This window comes from Azospirillum picis, from assembly GCF_017876115.1.
In the GTDB taxonomy this organism is placed as follows: domain Bacteria; phylum Pseudomonadota; class Alphaproteobacteria; order Azospirillales; family Azospirillaceae; genus Azospirillum; species Azospirillum picis.
The window spans coordinates 476,224-495,129 of record NZ_JAGINO010000001.1 but is presented as its reverse complement, the minus strand read 5'-3'; the positions used below and the strand labels follow the sequence as shown (position 1 = coordinate 495,129).

Annotated in this window: 18 protein-coding genes; 15 read left to right on the top strand and 3 right to left on the bottom strand. The window is 70.9% G+C overall.

Features of this window, described 5'->3' with window-relative positions:
* Positions 1-24 precede the first annotated feature (24 nt).
* From J2850_RS02250 to J2850_RS02235, 4 genes are all read left to right on the top strand, one after another.
* Complete coding sequence (locus J2850_RS02250) at positions 25-450, top strand: DUF350 domain-containing protein (RefSeq protein WP_209978308.1); 426 nt, start codon at positions 25-27, stop codon at positions 448-450.
* 140 nt (positions 451-590) lie between these two features.
* The gene (locus J2850_RS02245; protein WP_209978306.1) at positions 591-1,361 is read left to right on the top strand and encodes a hypothetical protein; all 771 of its coding nucleotides are present in this window, start codon (positions 591-593) and stop codon (positions 1,359-1,361) included.
* A 165-nt stretch (positions 1,362-1,526) separates the two neighbouring features.
* A complete protein-coding gene (locus J2850_RS02240; protein WP_209978303.1) occupies positions 1,527-1,772 on the top strand; it encodes a FitA-like ribbon-helix-helix domain-containing protein in 246 nt (81 codons plus the stop codon).
* Positions 1,773-1,783: 11 nt separating this feature from the next.
* On the top strand, positions 1,784-2,203 hold the full coding sequence (locus J2850_RS02235) for a type II toxin-antitoxin system VapC family toxin (protein ID WP_209978301.1): 420 nt from the start codon (positions 1,784-1,786) through the stop codon (positions 2,201-2,203).
* A 78-nt stretch (positions 2,204-2,281) separates the two neighbouring features.
* Here the strand turns inward: J2850_RS02235 and J2850_RS02230 are convergent, their stop codons facing one another.
* Both J2850_RS02230 and J2850_RS02225 read right to left on the bottom strand, forming a co-directional pair.
* On the bottom strand, positions 2,282-3,667 hold the full coding sequence (locus J2850_RS02230; protein ID WP_209978299.1) for a replication initiation protein: 1,386 nt from the start codon (positions 3,665-3,667) through the stop codon (positions 2,282-2,284).
* Positions 3,668-4,548: 881 nt separating this feature from the next.
* A complete protein-coding gene (locus J2850_RS02225; protein WP_209978297.1) occupies positions 4,549-5,301 on the bottom strand; it encodes a TSUP family transporter in 753 nt (250 codons plus the stop codon).
* Positions 5,302-5,419: 118 nt separating this feature from the next.
* On the opposite strand from J2850_RS02225, the gene gcvA reads away from it, so the two are divergent.
* The 11 genes from gcvA to J2850_RS02170 all read left to right on the top strand — a co-directional run bounded on the left by gcvA (position 5,420) and on the right by J2850_RS02170 (position 17,459).
* Positions 5,420-6,319, top strand: a complete 900-nt coding sequence (gcvA, locus tag J2850_RS02220; RefSeq protein WP_209978295.1) for a transcriptional regulator GcvA — start codon at positions 5,420-5,422, stop codon at positions 6,317-6,319.
* Positions 6,320-6,429: 110 nt separating this feature from the next.
* The gene (locus tag J2850_RS02215; RefSeq protein WP_209978294.1) at positions 6,430-6,696 is read left to right on the top strand and encodes a hypothetical protein; all 267 of its coding nucleotides are present in this window, start codon (positions 6,430-6,432) and stop codon (positions 6,694-6,696) included.
* Positions 6,697-6,732: 36 nt separating this feature from the next.
* Positions 6,733-7,719: a Bug family tripartite tricarboxylate transporter substrate binding protein gene (locus J2850_RS02210; protein ID WP_246512706.1), complete on the top strand. Its 987-nt coding sequence runs from the start codon at positions 6,733-6,735 to the stop codon at positions 7,717-7,719.
* 49 nt (positions 7,720-7,768) lie between these two features.
* Positions 7,769-8,746, top strand: a complete 978-nt coding sequence (locus J2850_RS02205; protein WP_209978292.1) for a Bug family tripartite tricarboxylate transporter substrate binding protein — start codon at positions 7,769-7,771, stop codon at positions 8,744-8,746.
* A gap of 45 nt (positions 8,747-8,791) precedes the next feature.
* Positions 8,792-9,274, top strand: a complete 483-nt coding sequence (locus J2850_RS02200; RefSeq protein WP_209978290.1) for a tripartite tricarboxylate transporter TctB family protein — start codon at positions 8,792-8,794, stop codon at positions 9,272-9,274.
* 27 nt (positions 9,275-9,301) lie between these two features.
* Positions 9,302-10,831 (top strand): tripartite tricarboxylate transporter permease, encoded by a 1,530-nt coding sequence (locus tag J2850_RS02195; protein WP_209978288.1) that lies wholly within the window; start codon positions 9,302-9,304, stop codon positions 10,829-10,831.
* 75 nt (positions 10,832-10,906) lie between these two features.
* The gene (locus tag J2850_RS02190) at positions 10,907-11,740 is read left to right on the top strand and encodes a universal stress protein (protein ID WP_209978286.1); all 834 of its coding nucleotides are present in this window, start codon (positions 10,907-10,909) and stop codon (positions 11,738-11,740) included.
* Between the two features lie 59 nt (positions 11,741-11,799).
* Entirely contained in the window at positions 11,800-12,474 is a 675-nt protein-coding gene (locus J2850_RS02185) for a response regulator transcription factor (protein ID WP_209978285.1), read from the top strand.
* On the top strand, positions 12,446-15,070 hold the full coding sequence (locus J2850_RS02180) for a sensor histidine kinase (protein WP_209978283.1): 2,625 nt from the start codon (positions 12,446-12,448) through the stop codon (positions 15,068-15,070). The genes J2850_RS02185 and J2850_RS02180 overlap by 29 nt, the downstream gene beginning before the upstream one ends.
* A 152-nt stretch (positions 15,071-15,222) precedes the next feature.
* On the top strand, positions 15,223-16,458 hold the full coding sequence (locus J2850_RS02175) for an MFS transporter (RefSeq protein WP_209978280.1): 1,236 nt from the start codon (positions 15,223-15,225) through the stop codon (positions 16,456-16,458).
* A 44-nt stretch (positions 16,459-16,502) separates the two neighbouring features.
* On the top strand, positions 16,503-17,459 hold the full coding sequence (locus J2850_RS02170; RefSeq protein WP_209978278.1) for an aldo/keto reductase: 957 nt from the start codon (positions 16,503-16,505) through the stop codon (positions 17,457-17,459).
* 43 nt (positions 17,460-17,502) lie between these two features.
* On the opposite strand, the gene J2850_RS02165 is transcribed toward J2850_RS02170, so the two are convergent.
* A complete protein-coding gene (locus J2850_RS02165) occupies positions 17,503-18,888 on the bottom strand; it encodes a chloride channel protein (protein ID WP_209978276.1) in 1,386 nt (461 codons plus the stop codon).
* Positions 18,889-18,906 lie beyond the last annotated feature (18 nt).

Genomic DNA, 18,906 nt, shown 5'->3' with positions numbered 1-18,906 from the left:
CTGAACGACAAGAGTGCCGGCCCCATGCAAAGCACCTTCGGCTCCATCCTGACCGCGCTCGGCACCGGGCTGCCGGTCCTGCTGGTCCAGCTCGCCGTCACGCTCGCCCTGCTGGCGGTCGGCGTCGCCGTCTATACCCGCATCACCCCCTTCCACGAGCGCGACCTGGTCGCCCGCGGCAACGCCGCCGGCGGGCTGACGCTGGGCGGCTCGATCGTGGCGCTGGCCATCCCGTTGGCGGCGACCCTGGCGACCAGCACCTATGTGCTGGACATCCTGCTGTGGGGCGTGGTGGCGCTGATCCTCCAGCTCGTCGCCTTCGCGGTGGCGGCCCTGCTGATCCGCGACCTGCGCGGCCAGATCGAGGCCGGCAACGTCGCCTCCGCCGCCACCCTGGTCGGCGTGCAGCTCGGCGTCGCCCTGATCAACGCCGCCGCCATGGCCGGGTGAGGGGAGGGCGCCAAGGTCCCCCGAGCAGTAAGGATGGGGGGTCTGGTCAGCGCCGCCGCCCCTTCCCATCTGTGCAGTGCGGAGCGCTCCCTCCCCCGAGGGGGTGTCGCCAACAACCCTCCTTCGACAGGAATCAGCCGATGCTTGCCTTCATCCGCAACCTTCTGGGTGTCAAGACCGACCAGGCCGTCCAGGGCGCCATGGAGGCGCTGGTGCGCTGGGATCCCAAATCCGCCACCGAGGCTGAGCTGCGCACCATGGAACAGCATCTCGACCAGCTCGGCCGCCAGGTGGCGGAAGCCCGCGCCATCTACGACCGCGAGCAGCGCGAGGCCGACGAGATCAAGGCGCTGTCGGGCCAGCGCATGGCGGCGGCCGAGCATCTGCAGCGCCAGATCGACGCCGAGGCGGATCCGACCCGCAAGGCCGGCCTGGAGAAGAGCCTGGAGACCATCGTCGCCATGCTGGAGGAGATGGCTCCGGAGATCGAGCGCGAGGTCCGCGACGCCGTGGAGGCCCGCGAGTTCCTGGAGATCCTGGAGAAGAACTACGCGGAAGCCGGCGCCAAGCTGAAGGCCGCGCGTGCCGAGCTGACCCGCGCCCAGCGCGACATGGGCCGGGCCGAGCAGCAGCGCTCGATGGCCGAGCGCCAGGCCGACGCCGCCCGCCAGGCCGCCGGCCTGGCCAGCGCCACCAGCGGCCTGACCGTGGCGCTGAAGGCGATGCAGGACACCGCCGCCAAGGATCTGGCCGCTGCCGAGGCCGCCAACGCCAAGGCCAAGCTGCTGCGCCCGTCGGCGCCGGAGAAGGAAGACCCGAACATCGCCGCCGCGCTGGCCGCCGCGTCGGGCAAGACGGCGCCCACCGGCCTGTCCGACCGCCTGGCGGCGCTGAAGGCCAAGCAGGGCTGAGGGTGAGGCATGGAGAGGTGCGGCCAGGAACCATGCCTCTCCGAGCTCCGCCGCCACTGCACCTCCGAGCTCTATGGGACCGCCGGCTGGCTTCCCTTGATGGCGATAGCCCACCCGCCCCTAGGTGGACGAGATGATCGTAGTTGCCATTCCCGGGAGCCGCTCATGGGTGATCTGACCATTCGGAACTTGGAAGAACCGCTGGCGGAGCGACTGCAGAGCCGTGCCGCCCATCATGGCCGCTCAATGGAGGACGAGGCGCGTTTGATCCTGCAAGATGCGCTTACCAAGCACCCCGATCCGGGGGATAACTTGGCAGATGCCATCCGCCGCCGCTTCCAGCGGCTCGGCGGTGTCGAGATGCCCGAAGTCCCGCAAGAATCGCTGCGTGAGCCTCCGGCGTTCGAGTGACGGGTGCGGGCATGATCATCCTCGACACCAACATTCTGTCGGAATTGATGCGTCCGAATCCGTCCGACAAGGTGGCGGGATGGGTCGCCCGCCACAGGGCCGCAGACCTCTACACAACCTCCGTCACCCAAGCGGAAATCCTCTACGGCTTGGCATTGCTGCCAGAGGGAAAGCGGCGCAGCGACCTTCTGACCGCTGCGGCACAGATGTTTGCCGACGATTTCTCCGGGCGCGTGCTGCCCTTTGACGGTGCGGCATCGGAAGCATTCGCCCCCATCGCGGCCGGTCGGCGCCGGGCAGGGCGCCCGACCGGAACCTTCGATGCCCAGATCGCCTCCATCGCACGCTCGCACGGCGCCTCGGTTGCCACTCGGAATGTGGCTGATTTCCGGGATTGCGGGATACCTGTGATCAATCCCTGGGAGGAATGAGAACGTTCCGGCCGGGATCGGCAATCCTTACCGCTTGGGGGAACGGATCGCAGGAGGCATCGTCCGCTCCCGCCATCCTTACGCCGTGGGGGCAGCCTTCGCGGCCTTGCGCGCCGCCGCCACCTCGAAGGACACGTCCTCGATCATCCCGCCGGTGAGCGAGGACAGGGCGGATTTCAGGCTCGCCCAGTGGTTCATGCGGGCGGTGTCGGCGACGGCGGCGGTCTTGGCCGTCAGCACGATCCGGCGGCCGCCCTGAGGCGCCTCCTCGACCCGCTCGGGTTCCAGCGAGGCGAGGAGCGGGGCGGGGACCTTGCCCTTCAGCGCATGCAGGACGGCGGCCCACAGGGCGGTGACGTCGTCGGCATCGGGCAGGGGGCCGAGGTCGGCGAGGCCGGTCTCCACCGGGTCGGCCGGCGTGACGGTGTCGACCTTGCCGATACGCCGCGCCCGGCGGCCGGCACTGTGGCGCTCGCGCTCCAGGAAGGTCTCGGCCGCCGCCTCCTCGTCCTTGGCGTGGAAGTCGAGGGTAACCGCCTCGATCTTGCGGCCCTTGCGCTTCATCTTCTCTTCCGGCATCGAGACGCTGAAGGGGGCGAGCTGGTTCACCTCGGCGATGGCGCGGTCGATGGTGCGGGTGCGCAGGATGCCGAAATCCTTGTAGGCGCCCTCCGGCACGTTCATCAGCTTGCGCAGCGTGTCGATGTCCAACTCCAGCGACGGGTAGTCCATCTGGTAGCGCTGCATGCCGATCTCATAGAGCTTCAGCGCATAGGTGCTGGTGACCTTGACCATCGCCGGCCCGGACAGCTTGGCCCAGAGCTGGGAAGAGCGCTGGATCTCCAGGAAGGCGTCGGTGAACTGGAAGTGGATGTCGGCGGCGTCGCTGTCCTCCTCCTCCTCCGGCCGGACGTAGCTGGAGAGGATGCGCAGTTCGGCGCGCGACCGGCGGCCGCGGAAGGGGCCGATCACCACCAGGCTGGAATCGAAGATTTCCTTCAGCGCGTCGAAGATGCGCTCGTTGCCCTTGTGGTTGCCGCGCACCACGCGCTTGGGCAGCCGGTAAAGCTTGTTGGCGAAGTTCTGGCTGCCGGCCAGGTGGATCATGAAGTTCAGCATCTTCTGCGCCGGCAGCGACAGCCGGGTGCCGTTGGCTGGATAGCTGTAGACCGCTTCCGCCGCCTTGATCAGATGCTTGTAGCCGTCGCGCTCGAAGGTGGCGCTGGCGACGCGGGCGGTCATGCCGGCGACCGGGGCCCCCTCCGGCCCGACCGCCGGCAGGTTGGCGGAGGCCGCACCGTCGGACTCGATCACCGCGCCGCCGGCCAGATCCTGCGGTCCGAGCACGACCAGGCCGGGTGCGGCGGCAGTTCCGGTTGCGGCCTGTCCGGGCGCAGCCGCGTCCGCCGGCACGGACTCCTCCGCCACCGCGCCACGCGTCTTCCTGCGCCCCGTGCCCGCCATCGCCGTCCCCTGCCGAAACCGAGGGAGGCTAAATCAATCCTTACCGGAAAAACAAGTAAGGAAAGGGTGCCGCCGCAAAAAGCCGCGCATCCTTACCCCCTGGGGGAGAAAGCCTTACGCCCCGGGGGGTGTGCGACTCGCCCCCACCCCGTAAGGCATTGTCCCCCAATGTGTAAGGAAGATTCGAGGCGACTCGCGGACTCCCCTGGCTTTCCCAGCCGACGAATCCTCTTAAAAGGGAATGGGAGTCGGAGCGCAGCAAAAACCACAGCCTTGGAGAGAGCGAGCTCAGTCCAAATCCTGGCCTCCGACACCCTCCAGCATCCTTACCTGACCCGACTCGGACCGACTCGCAGCCTTCAGAGTCTCTCCACGGGGAACGCGTCATCCTTACTCCGTGGGGGCGACAGCCTTGATTTTGCTATTCGGGGATGATGGCAACGCTCCATCCTTACGGCTTGGGGGCGGTAACGGCGGGATCCCGGCCCCCAGGAGGTAAGGATTGGCGGGATGACGCGCGATTCCGTGTCCCAAGCAGCCGGGAGAGTCTGCGATTCTCGCGGATCAATGGGTTAGCAGCCCCCAAGGCGTAAGGAATGCCGCCCCCGGGAGGTAAGGATGGGATGGTTGCGATCGCCGGGAGAGGGCGGCCCGGATCCGGCCCCCGAGCAGTAAGGATAAGGGCGGATCGGGACTATGATTGATGGATTCCAGAGGCTTGGGAGATGGTGTGCCGTCATTCCCGCCTGAGCGCAGGAGCGCCGACGTTGCCCCCTCTCCCGCGAAGCGGGGGAGGGTTGGGGAGGGGGCAACGTCAGCGTCACTGGAATCCCCTGCCCAGCGGCAGGCGGAGAATCCTGGTCACGGCTGTGACGTGGCGCTCACTGCGCGGCCAGCATCAGCAGGCTCTGGCCCAGATAGATGCTGGCCGTTCCCATGACCATGTAGCGGCTCCACAGGCGGAACTGGGCATCGCTCATGCGGTCCAGCACCCGGCGTGACAGGTTGGTGCCGACCAGGGCCATGACGACCGACAGCACGAGCACGGGAGCGCCCAGGCTCTCGCCGGGCGAGGCCGCGACCAGCGGGGCGAAATAGACGATCTTCACCGCGTGCCCGACGGATTGGATGGTGGCCTTGGTGGCGACGACGCTCTGACGGCTCATCGTGGTGCGGACGAACAGGGTGTCGAGCAGCGGACCGGAGATGCCGGCGACCAGTTGGACCCCCATGCACAGGAAACCGCCCACCACCCCGTGCAGCGGCTTGCGGGCATCGAGCGCCCAGCGGGCGGGAACGGCAAGCGCCAGGAATGGCGAGAGCCCCAGGATCAGCAGCGACACCGCCCGGTCCGGAACGGCGCCGACGAGCGCGAACAGGGCGCCGGCCGCGGATCCGCCGGCGGCGAAGCGCAGGATGATCGGCCAGGAGACATGGCGGCGCCACAGCCAGGCCCGCCAGCCGTTGGAGGCGAACTGCGTCACCCCATGCAGCAGCATCGCGGACGGCACGGGCAGCAGGACCAGCAGCAGCCCCATCAGCACCATGCCGCCGGCCATGCCGAACAAGCCCGAAAGAAACGAGGTCACGAGAACGGTGAGGCCAAGCCCCACCATCAGCGGAAGCGTCAGCATGAAGAGGCCTGGACGTCGGAGATGATGCTGGAAGCTGGCATGGCGGCGGCTTGCGCTGCAAACGGCATTGTTCGATGCTCAGCCCCAGGAAAAGTTGGGGTGAAGTAAGGATAGCGGCATGCGGCGCCTGCCCTCGCTGAACGGATTGCGCGCCTTCGAGGCGGCGGCCCGCCATGGCAGCTTCACCGCGGCGGCGGCGGAGCTCCACGTCTCCCAGGCCGCGGTCAGCAGGATGGTCAGGCTGTTGGAGGAGCGGCTCGGCTTCGCGCTGTTCGACCGCCGTGCCAACGCGCTGGCGCTGACTGAACGGGGCCGCAGCCTGCGGCCTGCGCTGACCGAGGCCTTCGACGCCATCGCCAGGCAGGTGGAGCAGGTGTCGGCGATGCGGGCCGGCCCGGTGCTGACGGTGGGGATGGGGGCGACGGTGGCGGTGCGCTGGCTGATCCCGCGCCTGTCCGGCTTCCACATAGCCCATCCGGAGATCGAGGTGCGGATCGCCACCGGCGGGGCGGGCGCGCCGATGAACGATGACTGGACCTGTGCCGTCCTGCTGGGCGACGGGCAGTGGCCCGGTTACGAGGCCGAGCGGCTGTTCTCCTCCACCATGCTGCCGGTCTGCGCGCCACGGCTGGCGGCGGATCTGCGGGAGCCGGCGGATCTGGCTGCCGCCACCCTGCTGCACGTCTCCCATTGGGCGGAGGACTGGCCGCGCTGGCTCGCCGCCGCCGGGGCGGATCCGACGGCCGCCCAATCAGCCGCGCAATCGGCGGCCAAGAGCCTGTCGTTCGGCAGCTACGCCATGACCCTGCAGGCGGCCATCGACGGGATCGGGGTGGCGCTGACCCCGAGGATCTACATCCAGGACGACATCGCCGCAGGGCGCCTGGTCGCCCCCTTCGGGCTGGCGGTGCCGATGAGCCATTCCTGGTACCTGGTCCATCGCGCCTCCCGCCGGCAGGATGGCGGTTTCCCCGCCTTCCGCGCGTGGCTGCACGCGCTGTGCCGGGAAACCGCCTGAGCACCGCCGCCCGCCCCGGCCGATCCCCGGCATCCGGGCGCTGACAGGTTCGTGACAGGTTTGTCTGATAAACAGTATCCCGAACGAACCAATGCTTCGGGAGAGACGTCATGGCGCACGAGCCCGCCCCTGGATCCACCGCCAAAGCTGCCGCCAAAGCGGCCACCGTGGGCGTGGCCGGGAACGGCCGGGAAGACGCGCGCGAGCCGGTGTTCCACGGTGCCGCGCACGGCGCGGGGGCCGGGGGAAGCATACTGCTGCCCGACGTCGGATCGGCGGCGCGATCCGATCACCGCGCCGGCGCCGATCCGGGCGATGCCCGGTCCAGCCGACCCGATCAACGCCGGTCCGATCAACGCCGGTCCGATCAACGATAGATCCCACAACGATAAATCCGACAGGGAGGTCCACCCATGACGTTCGGCATTCCCGCCAGGCGCACGCTCACGGCCGCCATGGCGATCGCCGCAACGGCTTTCGCCGCGGCCGTCTTCGCGGCCCCCGCCGCCGCGGAACTGAAGTCGGTCGAGATCATCGCCCCGGCCAATGCCGGCGGCGGCTATGACCAGCATGCCCGCGCGATGCAGCAGGTCATGCAGAACCACAAGCTCGCTTCCGGCGTCCAGGTGGTCAACATCCCCGGCGCCGGCGGCACCATCGGGCTCAGCCAGTTCGTGACGGCGAAGAAGCGCAACCCCGGCATGATGATCAGCGGGCTGGGCATGATCGGCGCCATCCTGATCAACAAGTCGCCGGTGACGCTCGACCAGGTGACGCCTCTGGCCCGGCTGACCGGCGAGTACCAGCCCATCGTCGTCGCCGCCGATTCGCCGATCAAGACGCTGGACGACCTGGTCGCCAAGTTCAAGGCCGACCCCGGTTCGGTGTCCTGGGGCGGCTTCGCCGTCGGCAGCCCCGACCACATCCTCTACGGGCTGATCGTCAAGGCGGTGGGCGGCGACGTCGGCAAGATGAACTACATCGCCGCCGGCGCCGGCGGGGAGATGATGGCGTCGATCCTGGGCGGCCACATCACCGTCGCCACCGGCGGCTACAACGAGATGGCCTCCCAGCTCCAGGCCGGGAAGCTGCGCGCCCTCGCCATCTCCGCCCCGCAGCGCGTCCCCGGCATCGACATCCCGACCTTCAAGGAGCAGGGCGTCGACGTCGAGCTGGTGAACTGGCGTGCGGTGATGGCGCCCGGCTCGATGAAGCCGGCCGAGCTGAAGGCGATGGACGACGCCGTCGGCGCGATGGTCCAGACCGACGAGTGGAAGCAGATCGCCAAGGAGCGCGGCTGGATCGACCTCTACCTGCCGTCCGACCGCTTCGCCGCCTTCCTGAAGGACGAGCGCAGCCGCATCGAGGGTGTCCTGACCGAGCTGGGGCTCGTGAAGTAGCCGGCGGCGCACCGCACCGTCATCAAGAAACGCCAAAAGGAGGATACGCATGGGCTCCCGTCATACCGGCCTTTACAAGGCCGTCCTCGCCGCCGCGGCCATCGCGGCCGGCACCCTGGCCGCCACCCCGTCGCTGGCCGAGCTGAAGGGGCTGGAGATCATCGCCCCCGCCAGCCCCGGCGGCGGCTGGGACCAGCATGCCCGCACGCTGCAGCAGGTGCTGCAGGACCAGAAGCTGGCCTCCGGCATCCAGGTCGCCAACATTCCCGGCGCCGGCGGCACCATCGGGCTGGCGCAGTTCGTCACCGCCAAGAAGCGCAGCCCGGCCATCCTGGTCGGCGGCCAGATCATGCTGGGCGCCATCGTGATGAACAAATCGGCGGTCACCCTCGACCAGGTGAAGCCGCTGGCCCGGCTGACCGGCGAGTACACCGCCATCGTCGTGCCGGCCGACTCCCCCATCAAGTCCTTCGGCGAGCTGCTGGCGAAGTTCAAGGCCGATCCCGGCTCGGTGTCGTGGGGCGGCGGCTCGGCCGGCGGCAGCGACCAGATCCTGGCCGGGCTGATCGCCAAGGCGGCCGGCGTCGACCCGGCAAAGGTCAACTACGTCGCCACCGCCGGCGGCGGCGAACTGCTGGCCTCGGCGCTCGGCGGCCATGTGACGCTCGGCATGGGCGGCTACAACGAGTTCGCGCCGCAGTTCCAGGCGGGCAAGCTGCGCGCCATCGCCGTCTCGGCGCCGCAGCGTCTGGCCGGCAGAGACACCCCGACGCTGAAGGAGCAGGGCGTCGACCTGGAGTTCGTCAACTGGCGCGGCGTCTTCGCCCAGGCCGGCGCCAAGCCGGCGGAGATGAAGGAGCTTCAGGAGGCGCTGGCCAAGGCGGTCGCCAGCCCGGAATGGCAGGACATCCTGAAGCAGCGCGGCTGGATCGACCAGTACCAGCCGGCCGACCAGTTCGCCGCCTTCCTGAAGGACGAGCGCGCCCGCATCGAAGGGACGCTCAAGGACATCGGCCTGACCAGGTAAGACGCTTGGGCAAAAACCCGACCACAGCGGGACAGGGAGGAGAGGATGACCACTGGCCGCAGCCTGCGGATCGGCGAAGCCTTGCTCGGCGGCGGGCTGGCCGCCCTCGGCGCGCTGATCGCCGTCGAGACCATGCTGACCCCGTCCGCCGGCCGGGGCGTCGTCGGTCCCGCCCTGTTCCCCTACCTGATCGCGGGCGGGCTGGTGCTGATCGGCCTGTCGCTGCTGCGCGAGGCCTTCGCCGGCCACATCGCGCATGACGGCGGGCTGGAACTGGACCTGCGGGCGGTGGTGCTGGTCGCCGCCGGGCTGGCCGCCCAGTTCCTGCTGATCGAGTTCCTCGGCTGGATCCCGGCCGCCACCCTGCTGTTCGTGGCGGTGGCGCGCGCCTTCGGCAGCCGGCGCTACCTGCTGAACGTCGCCCTCGGCCTGCTGCTCGCCGGGGCGACCTTCGCGGTCTTCAACTACGGCCTCGACCTCAACCTGCCGTCCGGCATCGTCGGCGACTGGTTCGAGCCGGCCGAATAAGCGCGCATTCGGGAAGGAAACGCATCCATGGACACGCTCGCCGCGCTCGGCAACGGCTTCCTCGTGGCGCTGACGCCGTACAACCTCCTGTGGTCGGCCATCGGCGTCACGGTCGGCACGGCGGTCGGCGTCCTGCCCGGCATCGGCCCGGCCCTCACCGTGGCGCTGCTGCTGCCGGTCACCTACCACCTGGAGCCGACCTCGGCCTTCATCATGTTCGCCGGCATCTATTACGGCGCCATGTACGGCGGCTCCACCACCTCGATCCTGCTGAACGCCCCCGGCGAATCCGGCAGCATCGTCACCGCCATCGACGGCCACGCCATGGCCCGCCAGGGCCGCGGCGCCCAGGCGCTGGCCACCGCCGCCATCGGCTCCTTCGTCGCCGGCACCATCGCCACCGCGGCGCTGACCTTCGTGGCGCCGCTGATGGTGAAGCTGGCCCTGCTGTTCGGCCCGGCGGAGTATTTCGCGCTGATGATCCTGGCACTGACCACCGTCACCGCCGTGCTCGGCAACTCCCTGGCGCGCGGCCTGGGCAGCCTGTTCCTCGGGCTGGCGCTGGGGCTGGTCGGCATCGACATGCAGACGGGCCAGGCCCGCCTCGCCTTCGGCGTGCCGGAGCTGCTGGACGGCATCGACACCGTCGTGGTCGCCGTCGGCCTCTTCGCGGTCGGCGAGACGCTCTACGTCGCCTCGCGCTACCGCTTCGAGACCGAGGAGATCTTCGCGCTGAAGGGCTCCAAGTGGATGAGCCGCGAGGACTGGTCGCGCTCCTGGAAGCCGTGGCTGCGCGGCACGCTGCTGGGCTTCCCGATCGGCGCGCTGCCGGCCGGCGGCAGCGAGATCCCGACGTTCCTGTCCTATCTGGTCGAAAAGCGGCTGGCGAAGAAGCCGGAGGAGTTCGGCCACGGCGCCATCGAGGCGGTGGCCGGCCCCGAGGCCGCCAACAACGCGTCCGCCGCCGGCGTGCTGGCGCCGCTGCTGTCGCTCGGCCTGCCGACCTCGGCCACCGCGGCGATCATGCTGGCCGCCTTCCAGCAATACGGCCTGCAGCCGGGGCCGACGCTGTTCGACAGCAACCCGGAGCTGGTCTGGGGCATGATCGCCAGCCTCTATGTCGGCAACGTGCTGCTGCTGCTGCTGAACCTGCCGCTGGTGGGGATGTGGGTGAAGCTGCTGGTGATCCCGCGGCCCTGGCTCTATGCCGGCATCCTGGTCTTCTCGACGCTGGGCGCCTACACGCTGAACAACAACGTGGTCGATCTGGTCATCCTGTGGGGGATCGGCCTGGTCGGCTTCGGCATGCGGGTGCTGAACGTGCCGGTGGCGCCCTGCGTCGTCGGGCTGATCCTCGGGCCGCTGGCCGAGCAGCAGTTCCGCCGCGCGCTCGCCATCAGCCAGGGCGACCCGACGGTGTTCGTCTCCCACCCGATCTCCGCCGTCCTGCTCGCCGTCGCCGTGCTGCTGGTGGTCGGCCCGCTGCTTCTGCGCCGCCGCAACCGCAACGCGGCGGCGGGCGGCACCGACCGGCCCGGCACGACCTCAACGGTTTGAGGCGCCGCAGCCGGAAACGCCTCCGCCACGCCGCCTTCAGTCTGTCGCCGGATCCTGCAGGGAGACCCCCGAGCCATGAAGAAGATCCTCGTTCCCCTCACCGGCCGGCCGCTCGACCGCCGCGCCGTCGCCGCCGCCTTCCTGGTCGCCGAGCGGTTCGGCGCCCAGGTCGAGGGGCTCAGCGTCATGCCGCAGGTGGAAATCCGCACCTCCATCGAGAGCACCGCCATCCCCAAGGCGCTGGTCGACCAGTTGATCCGCATAGGCCAGGCCGAGCAGGCCGAGGTGATCGACGCCGCCCATCGCCTGTTCGACGAGTTCGGCGCCCGCCATGCCGCCCGCGTCGCGGCGTCCTGGCAGCAGGCGACCGGCCCGCTGGCCGAGACGGTGGCGGAGGAGGGACGCCTGGCCGACCTGACGGTCATCGCCCAGGCCTCCGACGGCACCAACGCCATGGGGCCGGTGATCGAGGCGGCGCTGTTCGGCTCGGGCCGGCCGCTGCTGCTGGCGCCGCGGGCGGAGCCGGCCTCGATCGGCGGAACGGTCGCCGTCGCCTGGGACGGCGGCTCGGCGGCGGCGCGCGCGGTGGCGGCGGCCATCCCGTTCCTGCACCGGGCCGGGAAGGTCGTCCTGCTGTCCACCGACGGCTCCCACGGCAGCCGCGCCGCCGACCCCGACCGCCTGACCGCCTATCTCGGCCTGCACGGGATCGTCGCGGCCGTCCAGCGGATCGCCGTCGGCGGCCAGGGCGTCGGCAAGGCGCTGCTGGACGGGGCGCAGGGCCTCGGCTGCGACCTGCTGGTGATGGGCGGCTACGGCCACAGCCGCGTCCGCGAGCGGGTGTGGGGCGGCGTGACGCTCGACATCCTGCGCGAACCGCCTACGCTGCCGATCCTGATGGCCCATTGATCGGGACTGGGCCGCGGGGAGGGGCCGCGGGAGAGGCGTCCGGCACGGAGGGGAAATCCATGCGCATTCTCGTCGTCGAGGACACCGAGGATCTGGCAGACGCCATCGTCCACCGCCTGCGCAAGCTGGGCTATGCGGTGGACTGGGTGAGCGACGGCGAGGAAGCGGAGGAGCTGCTGCGCCGGGAGCCCTACCAGCTCGTCCTGCTCGACATCATGCTGCCGGGCGTGGACGGGCAGGCGCTGCTGGCCCGGCTGCGCCGCCGCCGCAACGCCACCCCGGTGCTGATGATGACCGCCCGCTCGCAGGTCGACGTGAAGATCGACCTGCTCGACCTCGGCGCCGACGACTTCATCGTCAAGCCCTTCGACCTGCGCGAGCTGGAGGCGCGCTGCCGGGCGCTGCTGCGCCGCTCCCACGGCATGGCTTCGTCGCGGACCCAGTTCGGCAACATCCTGTTCGACGCGGCGGCCAAGACGGTGCAGGTGGACGGCCGGCCGGTGGAGCTCGGCGCGCGCGAGTTCCGGCTGCTGGAGCTGTTCCTCGGCAACCGCGGCGCCGTGATGTCGAAGGAAGACCTGATGGACCGCCTGTTCAGCCTGGACCAGCCCACCGCGCTGAACGCCATCGAGTTGTATGTGTCGCGGCTGCGGCGCAAGATGCAGGGATCTTCCATGGAGATCCGCACGGTTCGGGGGCTGGGATATGTGGCGGAAATCCACGCCGGGGAATGACCGGAGCTATTCGCTGCGCCGCCGCCTGTTCGTCCGGCTGCTCGGCGTCCTGGCGGCGCTGACCGGCGGGCTGTTCCTGTTCGTCGACGCCTACGCCCAGCGCGCCGCCGACGCCGCCTTCGACCGGCTGCTGGCGGCGTCGGCCCTGTCGATCGCCGACGCCGTGCGGGTGCAGGACGGCCGCTTCCTGGTCGACCTGCCCTATTCCTCGCTCAGCATCCTGGCCCAGGGCGGGCGCGACCGGCTCTTCTACCGCATCGTCGCGCCGGACGGGACGCCGGTCACCGGCTACGGCGACCTGCCGGTGTCCGCCAAGCCCTCCGGCCACAAGCCCGGCGGCAATGCCCGCCCGCGCTTCGCCGACGCCCTCTACCGCGGCGCGCCGGTGCGGGTCGCCACCCTCGACCGCTTCGTGGTGCAGCCCGGCCTCGCCGGCTGGGTGACCGTCGCCGTCGCCCAGACGCGGGAGGAGCGGCGGGCTCTGGCCCGCGACATCCTCGCCAACGCCTTCCTGCCCATCGCCTTCGCCATGCTGGCGGTGGCCGGGCTGGCGTGGATCGGCATCCGGCAGGCGCTGGCCCCGCTCGGCGCGCTGGAACGCGTCCTGCGCGAGCGCCACGCCCGCGACCTGTCGCCGGTCGCCATGCCGCCGCCGCAGGAGGTGTCGCAGCTCGTCCATGCCATCAACCAGCTCATGGAGCGGCTGAAGTCCAACCTGGACACCATGCAGACCTTCCTGGCCGACGCCGCCCACCAGATCCGTACGCCGCTGGCCAGCCTGCGCCTCCAGGCCGAGCTGGCGGCCGACGAGGACGATCCCGCCGCACTGCGCCGCATCGCCCAGCGCGTCCACCGCAACGCCGTGGAGGCCAGCCAGCTCACCAGCCAGCTTCTCAACCACGCCATGGTGATGCACCGCAGCGAGGCGCTGAACCCGGAGGACGTCGATGTCGGCGCGCTGCTGGAGCAGGTGATCCAGCGCGCCCGCGCGATCGCCGGCGACACCCCGATCCGCCTGGAGATCGACCCGGCGGCGGAGCCGGCGCTGGTTCCCGGCGATGCCATCAGCCTGCGCGAGGCCCTGACCAACCTCGTCGACAACGCGGTGAAGTATGCCGGGTCCTCCGGCGGCATCGAGCTGTCGCTCGCCCGCCGTCCCGGCGGCCGCGCCCTGCGCCTCGAAGTCGCCGACCGCGGCCCCGGCATCCCCGACGACGAGAAGGCCGGCGTGCTGACCCGGTTCGGCCGCGGCAGCTCGGCCGCCGGCATCGCCGGCAGCGGCCTGGGGCTGGCCATCGTCCTGTCGGTGGCGGAGGCGCATGGCGCCGCCCTGTCGCTGCTCGACCGCCCCGGCGGCGGACTGGTCGTGCGCATCGACTTTCCGGACCCCGCTCCCGCCGCCGTGCTGCCTGCCGCCATGCCACCTGCCGCTCCGCCACCTGCCGTCCCGCCGCCCGCGGCGGCGGCCGCGCCGCCGCCGCCGCCAACCCCGACGACGACTCCGACGTCGACCGCCGGACGGGCCGCGCTGCTGGCGCTGGCCGTTCCGCTGGCCTTGCTGGCGGGCATCCCGGGGCAGCCGGGCCGGGCTGCCGCCCGGACCCTCTCCTATCCGGCCCCCGGCATCCAGGCGGAGACGCTGCGCATCCATGCGGCGACGGACCGCCAGGCGATGGAGCCGCTGATCCTCGATTTCCAGCGGACGCGCCCGGAGGTCGCGGTCGAGTATGTGGATGTCGGCACCTCCGAGCTTTATGCCCGCGCCATCGGCGATGCCGACACCGACAAGCCGGACCTGCTCATCAGCTCGGCCGCCGACCTCCAGGTGAAGCTGGTCAACGACGGCTATACCCAGCCGCACGTCCCGGCCGACGTGCCCCATCTGCCGGACTGGGCGAACTGGCGCAACGAGGCGTTCGGCTTCACCTTCGAGCCGGCGGTGATCGCCTACAACCGGTCCCTCCTGCCGGCGGAGCGCGTGCCGCGCACCCGCGATGCGCTGATCCGGATGCTGCGCGAGGACCGGGGCGACTACGGCCGGCTGGTCGCGACCTACGACGTGGCCGACAGCGGCATCGGCTACCTGCTGGCCGCCCACGACGCGCTGCTGTTCAGCCAGTACTGGCAACTGGTGGCGCTGATGGGCAACGCCCAGGTCCATCTGGCCTGCTGCACGGCCGACCTGCTCGACATGGTGGAGCGGGGGGAGGTGCTGATCGCCTACAACGTCCTCGGTTCCTACGCGCGGGGCCGCGTCGCGGCGGGCGGCCCCATCGGCGTCGTGATGCCGGAGGACTACACGCTGGTCATCTCGCGGGTGGCGGTGATCCCGCGGTCGGCACCGCGCCCGCGGCTGGCCGGACAGTTCATCGACTACCTGCTGTCCACCCGCGGGCAGGAGGTGGTCGCCGACGCCTCGGCCCTCTATGCGCTGTCCTCCTCCGTCACCCGCGAGGCGTCGGAAACCGGCCTGCGCTCCAGCAGCCTGGCGCCCCTGCATCCGATCGCCCTCAGCCCGGCCCTGCTGGTCTTCCTCGACCGACAGAAGCACGAGCATTTCCTGCGGCTGTGGGAATCCGCCGTCCAACTGCCCTGAGCCGGCGCAGGGCGGCGGAGATGGCGGCCCCGGCGCGGGCCGCGCATAACGGGGCGGCGCAAATCACCGATGCGCCGGCCGCGCGCGCCGACGTAGGGTGGCGGCTGTTTTGATCCCGATCCAAGCAGTTACGCCCCTTACAGGACCGCGCGATGCCGCCCACAGCCGCCTCTCCCTCCCCCGGAAACGCTGCCCAAGACGCCGGCGAGCACCTCGCCCACCCGGCCTTGTCCCGCTCGCTCGTCATCCTGATGGCGATGGCCTGCGGGGTGGTGGTCGCCAACATCTACTACGCGCAGCCGCTGGTCGCGCTGATCGGCCCGGCCGTCGGGCTGTCGCCGGAGGCGGCGAGCCTGGTCGTCACCCTGACGCAGATCGGCTACGGCGTCGGGCTGATCCTGCTGGTGCCGCTCGGCGACCTGCTGGAGAACCGCCGGCTGGTGGTGGTCACCCTGTGCAGCACCGTCGCGGCGCTGCTGGTCGCGGCCGTCGCCCCGACCGCCTCGCTGTTCCTGGCGGCGGCCTTCCTGATCGGCGTCACCTCGGTCGCGGTGCAGATGCTGGTGCCGCTCGCCGCCCACATGGCGCCGGAGGCCTCGCGCGGGCGGGTGGTCGGCAACGTGATGAGCGGCCTGCTGCTGGGCATCCTGCTGGCCCGCCCGGTGTCCAGCCTGATCGCCGACAGCTTGGGCTGGCGCGCGGTGTTCGCCCTGTCGGCGGTGGTCATGGTCGGATTCGCCGTCCTGCTGGCGCGCGTGCTGCCGCAGCGCCGGCCGAGGGCCGGATCCGGCTATGGCGCGCTGATCGGCTCGCTCGGGCGGCTGCTGGTCCGCACGCCGGTGCTGCAGCGGCGCACCGCCTATCAGACCATGGTGTTCGCCTCTTTCAGCCTCTACTGGACGGCGGTGCCGCTGCTGCTGGCCGGCGCGCCCTTCCACCTGACCCAGCGCGGCATCGCGCTGTTCGCCCTGTCGGGCGCGGCGGGCGCGCTGGTGGCGCCGATCGCCGGGCGGATCGCCGACCGCGGCTGGACGCGGCCGGCCACCGGCGTCGCGCTGGCGATGGCGGCGCTGTCCTTCTTCGTGGCGCGGGCCGGCGAGGGCTCGATCGCCCTGCTGGTGCTGGCCGGCCTGCTGCTCGACATGGGCGTGCAGATGAACATGGTGCTGGGGCAGCGCGCCATCTATTCGCTGGGTGCCGAGACTCGCAGCCGGATGAACGCCATCTATATGGCGATCTTCTTCCTGGGCGGTGCCGCCGGCTCCGCGCTGGCCGGCTATGCCTTCGCCACCGGCGGCTGGGAACCGGTGACCTGGATCGGCTTCGCCTTCCCGGCGCTGGGCCTGCTGTTCTACCTGACCGAGTTCCTCGGGCGGCGCACCGCCTGAGGCGACCCCCGACCCAACCCTGAGCGGATCAAGGAGAAGGACCGATGGAACGACGCGCACTCGGCCGCAGCGGCCTGACGGTGGCGCCGCTGTGCTTCGGCGGCAACGTGTTCGGCTGGACCGCCGACGAGGCGACCTCCTTCCGGCTGCTCGACGCCTTCGTCGACGCCGGCTTCGACTTCATCGACACCGCCGACGTCTATTCGGCCTGGGCGCCGGGCAACGCGGGCGGTGAATCCGAGACGATCATCGGCAACTGGATGAAAAGCCGCGGCAACCGCGACCGCATCGTGCTGGCGACCAAGGTCGGGTCGGAGATGGGACCGGGCAGGAAGGGCCTGTCGCCCGCCTACATCCGCTCCGCCGTGGAAGCGTCGCTGAAGCGGCTGCAGACCGACCGCATCGACCTCTACCAGTCCCACTGGGACGATCCGTCGACCCCCTTCGAGGAGACGCTGGGCGCCTACAAGGAGCTGATCGACCAGGGCAAGGTGCGGGCGGTCGGCGCCTCCAACCTCACCGCCGCCCGCCTGCGCGAGGCGCTGGAGGTCAGCGCCCGCAGCGGCCTGCCGCGCTACGAGACGCTGCAGCCGGAATACAACCTCTTCGACCGGCAGGGCTACGAGGCGGAGCTGGAGGGGCTGTGCCGCGACAACGGCCTGGGCGTCATCAGCTATTATTCGCTGGCCAGCGGCTTCCTCACCGGCAAGTACCGCTCGGCCGCCGACGCCGGCAAGAGCGCCCGCGGGCAGGGCGTGGTGTCGAAATACCTGAACGACCGCGGCCGGGCGATCCTGGCGGCGCTCGACGAGGTGGCCGGCCGCCACGGCGCCACGCCGGCGCAGGTGGCGCTCGCCTGGCTGATCGCGCGGCCGGGCCTGACCGCGCCGATCGCCAGTGCCTCCAAGCCGGAGCAGATGGGCGACCTGGTCGCCGCGGTGCGGCTGCGGCTGGAGCCCGGCGACATCGCGCGGCTGGACGCGGCGAGCGCCTGGAGGTAGGGACAGGAAACCGGGGGAGGGGGCGCCGCCGGTGCGGCGTCCCTCACGGCGACGGCAGCGTCGATGCGGTCTTTGACGCCGCAGTCTCGGGCGCCGCCTTGCCGGCCTCGCCCGCCTTCAGCAGGTCCAGGAAACCCTCCGCCATCGCGTGGTAGACCGACCTGGGACAGACCAGGCGCGACAGGGTGGTGGCGATCATCGCGCTGACCATCAGCGGCAAGAGCATGTCGGGCGAGGCGCTCATCTCCGTCACGATGATCACGGCGGTCAGCGGCGCCTGGACCACCCCGGCGAAATAGCCGACCATCGACAGCAGGACGACGGCGCCCTGCGGGCTGTCCGGCAGGAGGCCGCCGATGAGCGAGCCGATGCCGGCCCCGACCGACAGCGAGGGCGAGAAGATGCCGCCGGGGATGCCGCAGACGCCCGAGAGGGCGGTGGCCAGCAGCTTCGCCGGGGCGTAGTACCAGGGCAGCACCTCCATGCCGTCCAGCGTGGCGCGGGCCTGCTCGTAGCCGGTGCCGAAGGTCAGCCCGCCGGTGGCGAACCCGATGGCCGCGAGCGCCAGCCCGCAGCCGGCCGCCACCAGCACCGGATGCCGGGCGAGCCGGCCGCCGAAGCCGCCGCGGATGCCGGCCGACATCCACAGGAGCAGCGAGCTGAAGCCGCCGCCGGCCAGGCCACCGAGGATGCCGGCGGCCAGCACCGCTTCCCAGTCGTGCCAGCCGACGGCGGCGGCGGTATGGCCGAAATAGGCGTAGTTGCCCTGGATGGCGATGGCGACGAGGCCGGCGGCCACCACCGCGACCAGCACCAGGCTGCTGGTGCGCTTCTCGAAGCTGCGGGCCATCTCCTCGATGGCGAAGACGATGCCGGCCAACGGCGTGTTGAAGGCGGCGGCCACGCCGGCGGCACCGCCGGCCAGGATCAGTCCGGGTTCCCGGCCCAGCCCGGCGACCGAGCCGGCGACCAGCATCACCGAGGCGCCGATCTGCACCGTCGGCCCCTCGCGCCCGATCGAGGCGCCGCAGGCAAGGCCCAGCAGGGTGAGCAGGATCTTGCCGACGGCGATGCGCGGTGACAGCAGCCGGCGCTTGACTGCCGGATCCTGGAGGTGGCGGGCGGCGATGGCCTGGGGGATGCCGCTGCCCTGCGACCCCGGAACCACCCGCAGCGCCACCCACGCCGACAGGGCGAGGCCGGCCGGCGTCATCAGGAAGGGCAGCCAGGGCAGGGCGCCGTTCGCCGCCTGGAACAGCGCCTGGGCATAGTCGGCGGCGACGGCGAACAGGACGGCGATCAGCCCGACCGCACCGGCACCGGCCCAGAACAGCAGCCGACGGCGCCAAGTGGTCGGGGATACCCAGACATGGCGGGGCCGTCGCAGCCGGGGCGGCAGCGCGTGATGCGGGGAATTGGAAGGGGACATTGATCTGGCCGGAAGCGG

Coding starts and splice junctions, on each gene's coding strand:
- J2850_RS02225 (WP_209978297.1), bottom strand. CDS start 5,301: ATGCTGACGCTTCCGCTGATGGTGGGGCTTGGCCTCACCGTTCTCGTG.
- J2850_RS02245 (WP_209978306.1), top strand. CDS start 591: ATGCTTGCCTTCATCCGCAACCTTCTGGGTGTCAAGACCGACCAGGCC.
- J2850_RS02170 (WP_209978278.1), top strand. CDS start 16,503: ATGGAACGACGCGCACTCGGCCGCAGCGGCCTGACGGTGGCGCCGCTG.
- J2850_RS02195 (WP_209978288.1), top strand. CDS start 9,302: ATGGACACGCTCGCCGCGCTCGGCAACGGCTTCCTCGTGGCGCTGACG.
- J2850_RS02235 (WP_209978301.1), top strand. CDS start 1,784: ATGATCATCCTCGACACCAACATTCTGTCGGAATTGATGCGTCCGAAT.
- J2850_RS02190 (WP_209978286.1), top strand. CDS start 10,907: ATGAAGAAGATCCTCGTTCCCCTCACCGGCCGGCCGCTCGACCGCCGC.
- J2850_RS02180 (WP_209978283.1), top strand. CDS start 12,446: ATGTGGCGGAAATCCACGCCGGGGAATGACCGGAGCTATTCGCTGCGC.
- J2850_RS02200 (WP_209978290.1), top strand. CDS start 8,792: ATGACCACTGGCCGCAGCCTGCGGATCGGCGAAGCCTTGCTCGGCGGC.
- J2850_RS02230 (WP_209978299.1), bottom strand. CDS start 3,667: ATGGCGGGCACGGGGCGCAGGAAGACGCGTGGCGCGGTGGCGGAGGAG.
- J2850_RS02250 (WP_209978308.1), top strand. CDS start 25: ATGCAAAGCACCTTCGGCTCCATCCTGACCGCGCTCGGCACCGGGCTG.
- J2850_RS02165 (WP_209978276.1), bottom strand. CDS start 18,888: ATGTCCCCTTCCAATTCCCCGCATCACGCGCTGCCGCCCCGGCTGCGA.
- gcvA (WP_209978295.1), top strand. CDS start 5,420: ATGCGGCGCCTGCCCTCGCTGAACGGATTGCGCGCCTTCGAGGCGGCG.
- J2850_RS02185 (WP_209978285.1), top strand. CDS start 11,800: ATGCGCATTCTCGTCGTCGAGGACACCGAGGATCTGGCAGACGCCATC.
- J2850_RS02175 (WP_209978280.1), top strand. CDS start 15,223: ATGCCGCCCACAGCCGCCTCTCCCTCCCCCGGAAACGCTGCCCAAGAC.
- J2850_RS02215 (WP_209978294.1), top strand. CDS start 6,430: ATGGCGCACGAGCCCGCCCCTGGATCCACCGCCAAAGCTGCCGCCAAA.
- J2850_RS02210 (WP_246512706.1), top strand. CDS start 6,733: ATGACGTTCGGCATTCCCGCCAGGCGCACGCTCACGGCCGCCATGGCG.
- J2850_RS02240 (WP_209978303.1), top strand. CDS start 1,527: ATGGGTGATCTGACCATTCGGAACTTGGAAGAACCGCTGGCGGAGCGA.
- J2850_RS02205 (WP_209978292.1), top strand. CDS start 7,769: ATGGGCTCCCGTCATACCGGCCTTTACAAGGCCGTCCTCGCCGCCGCG.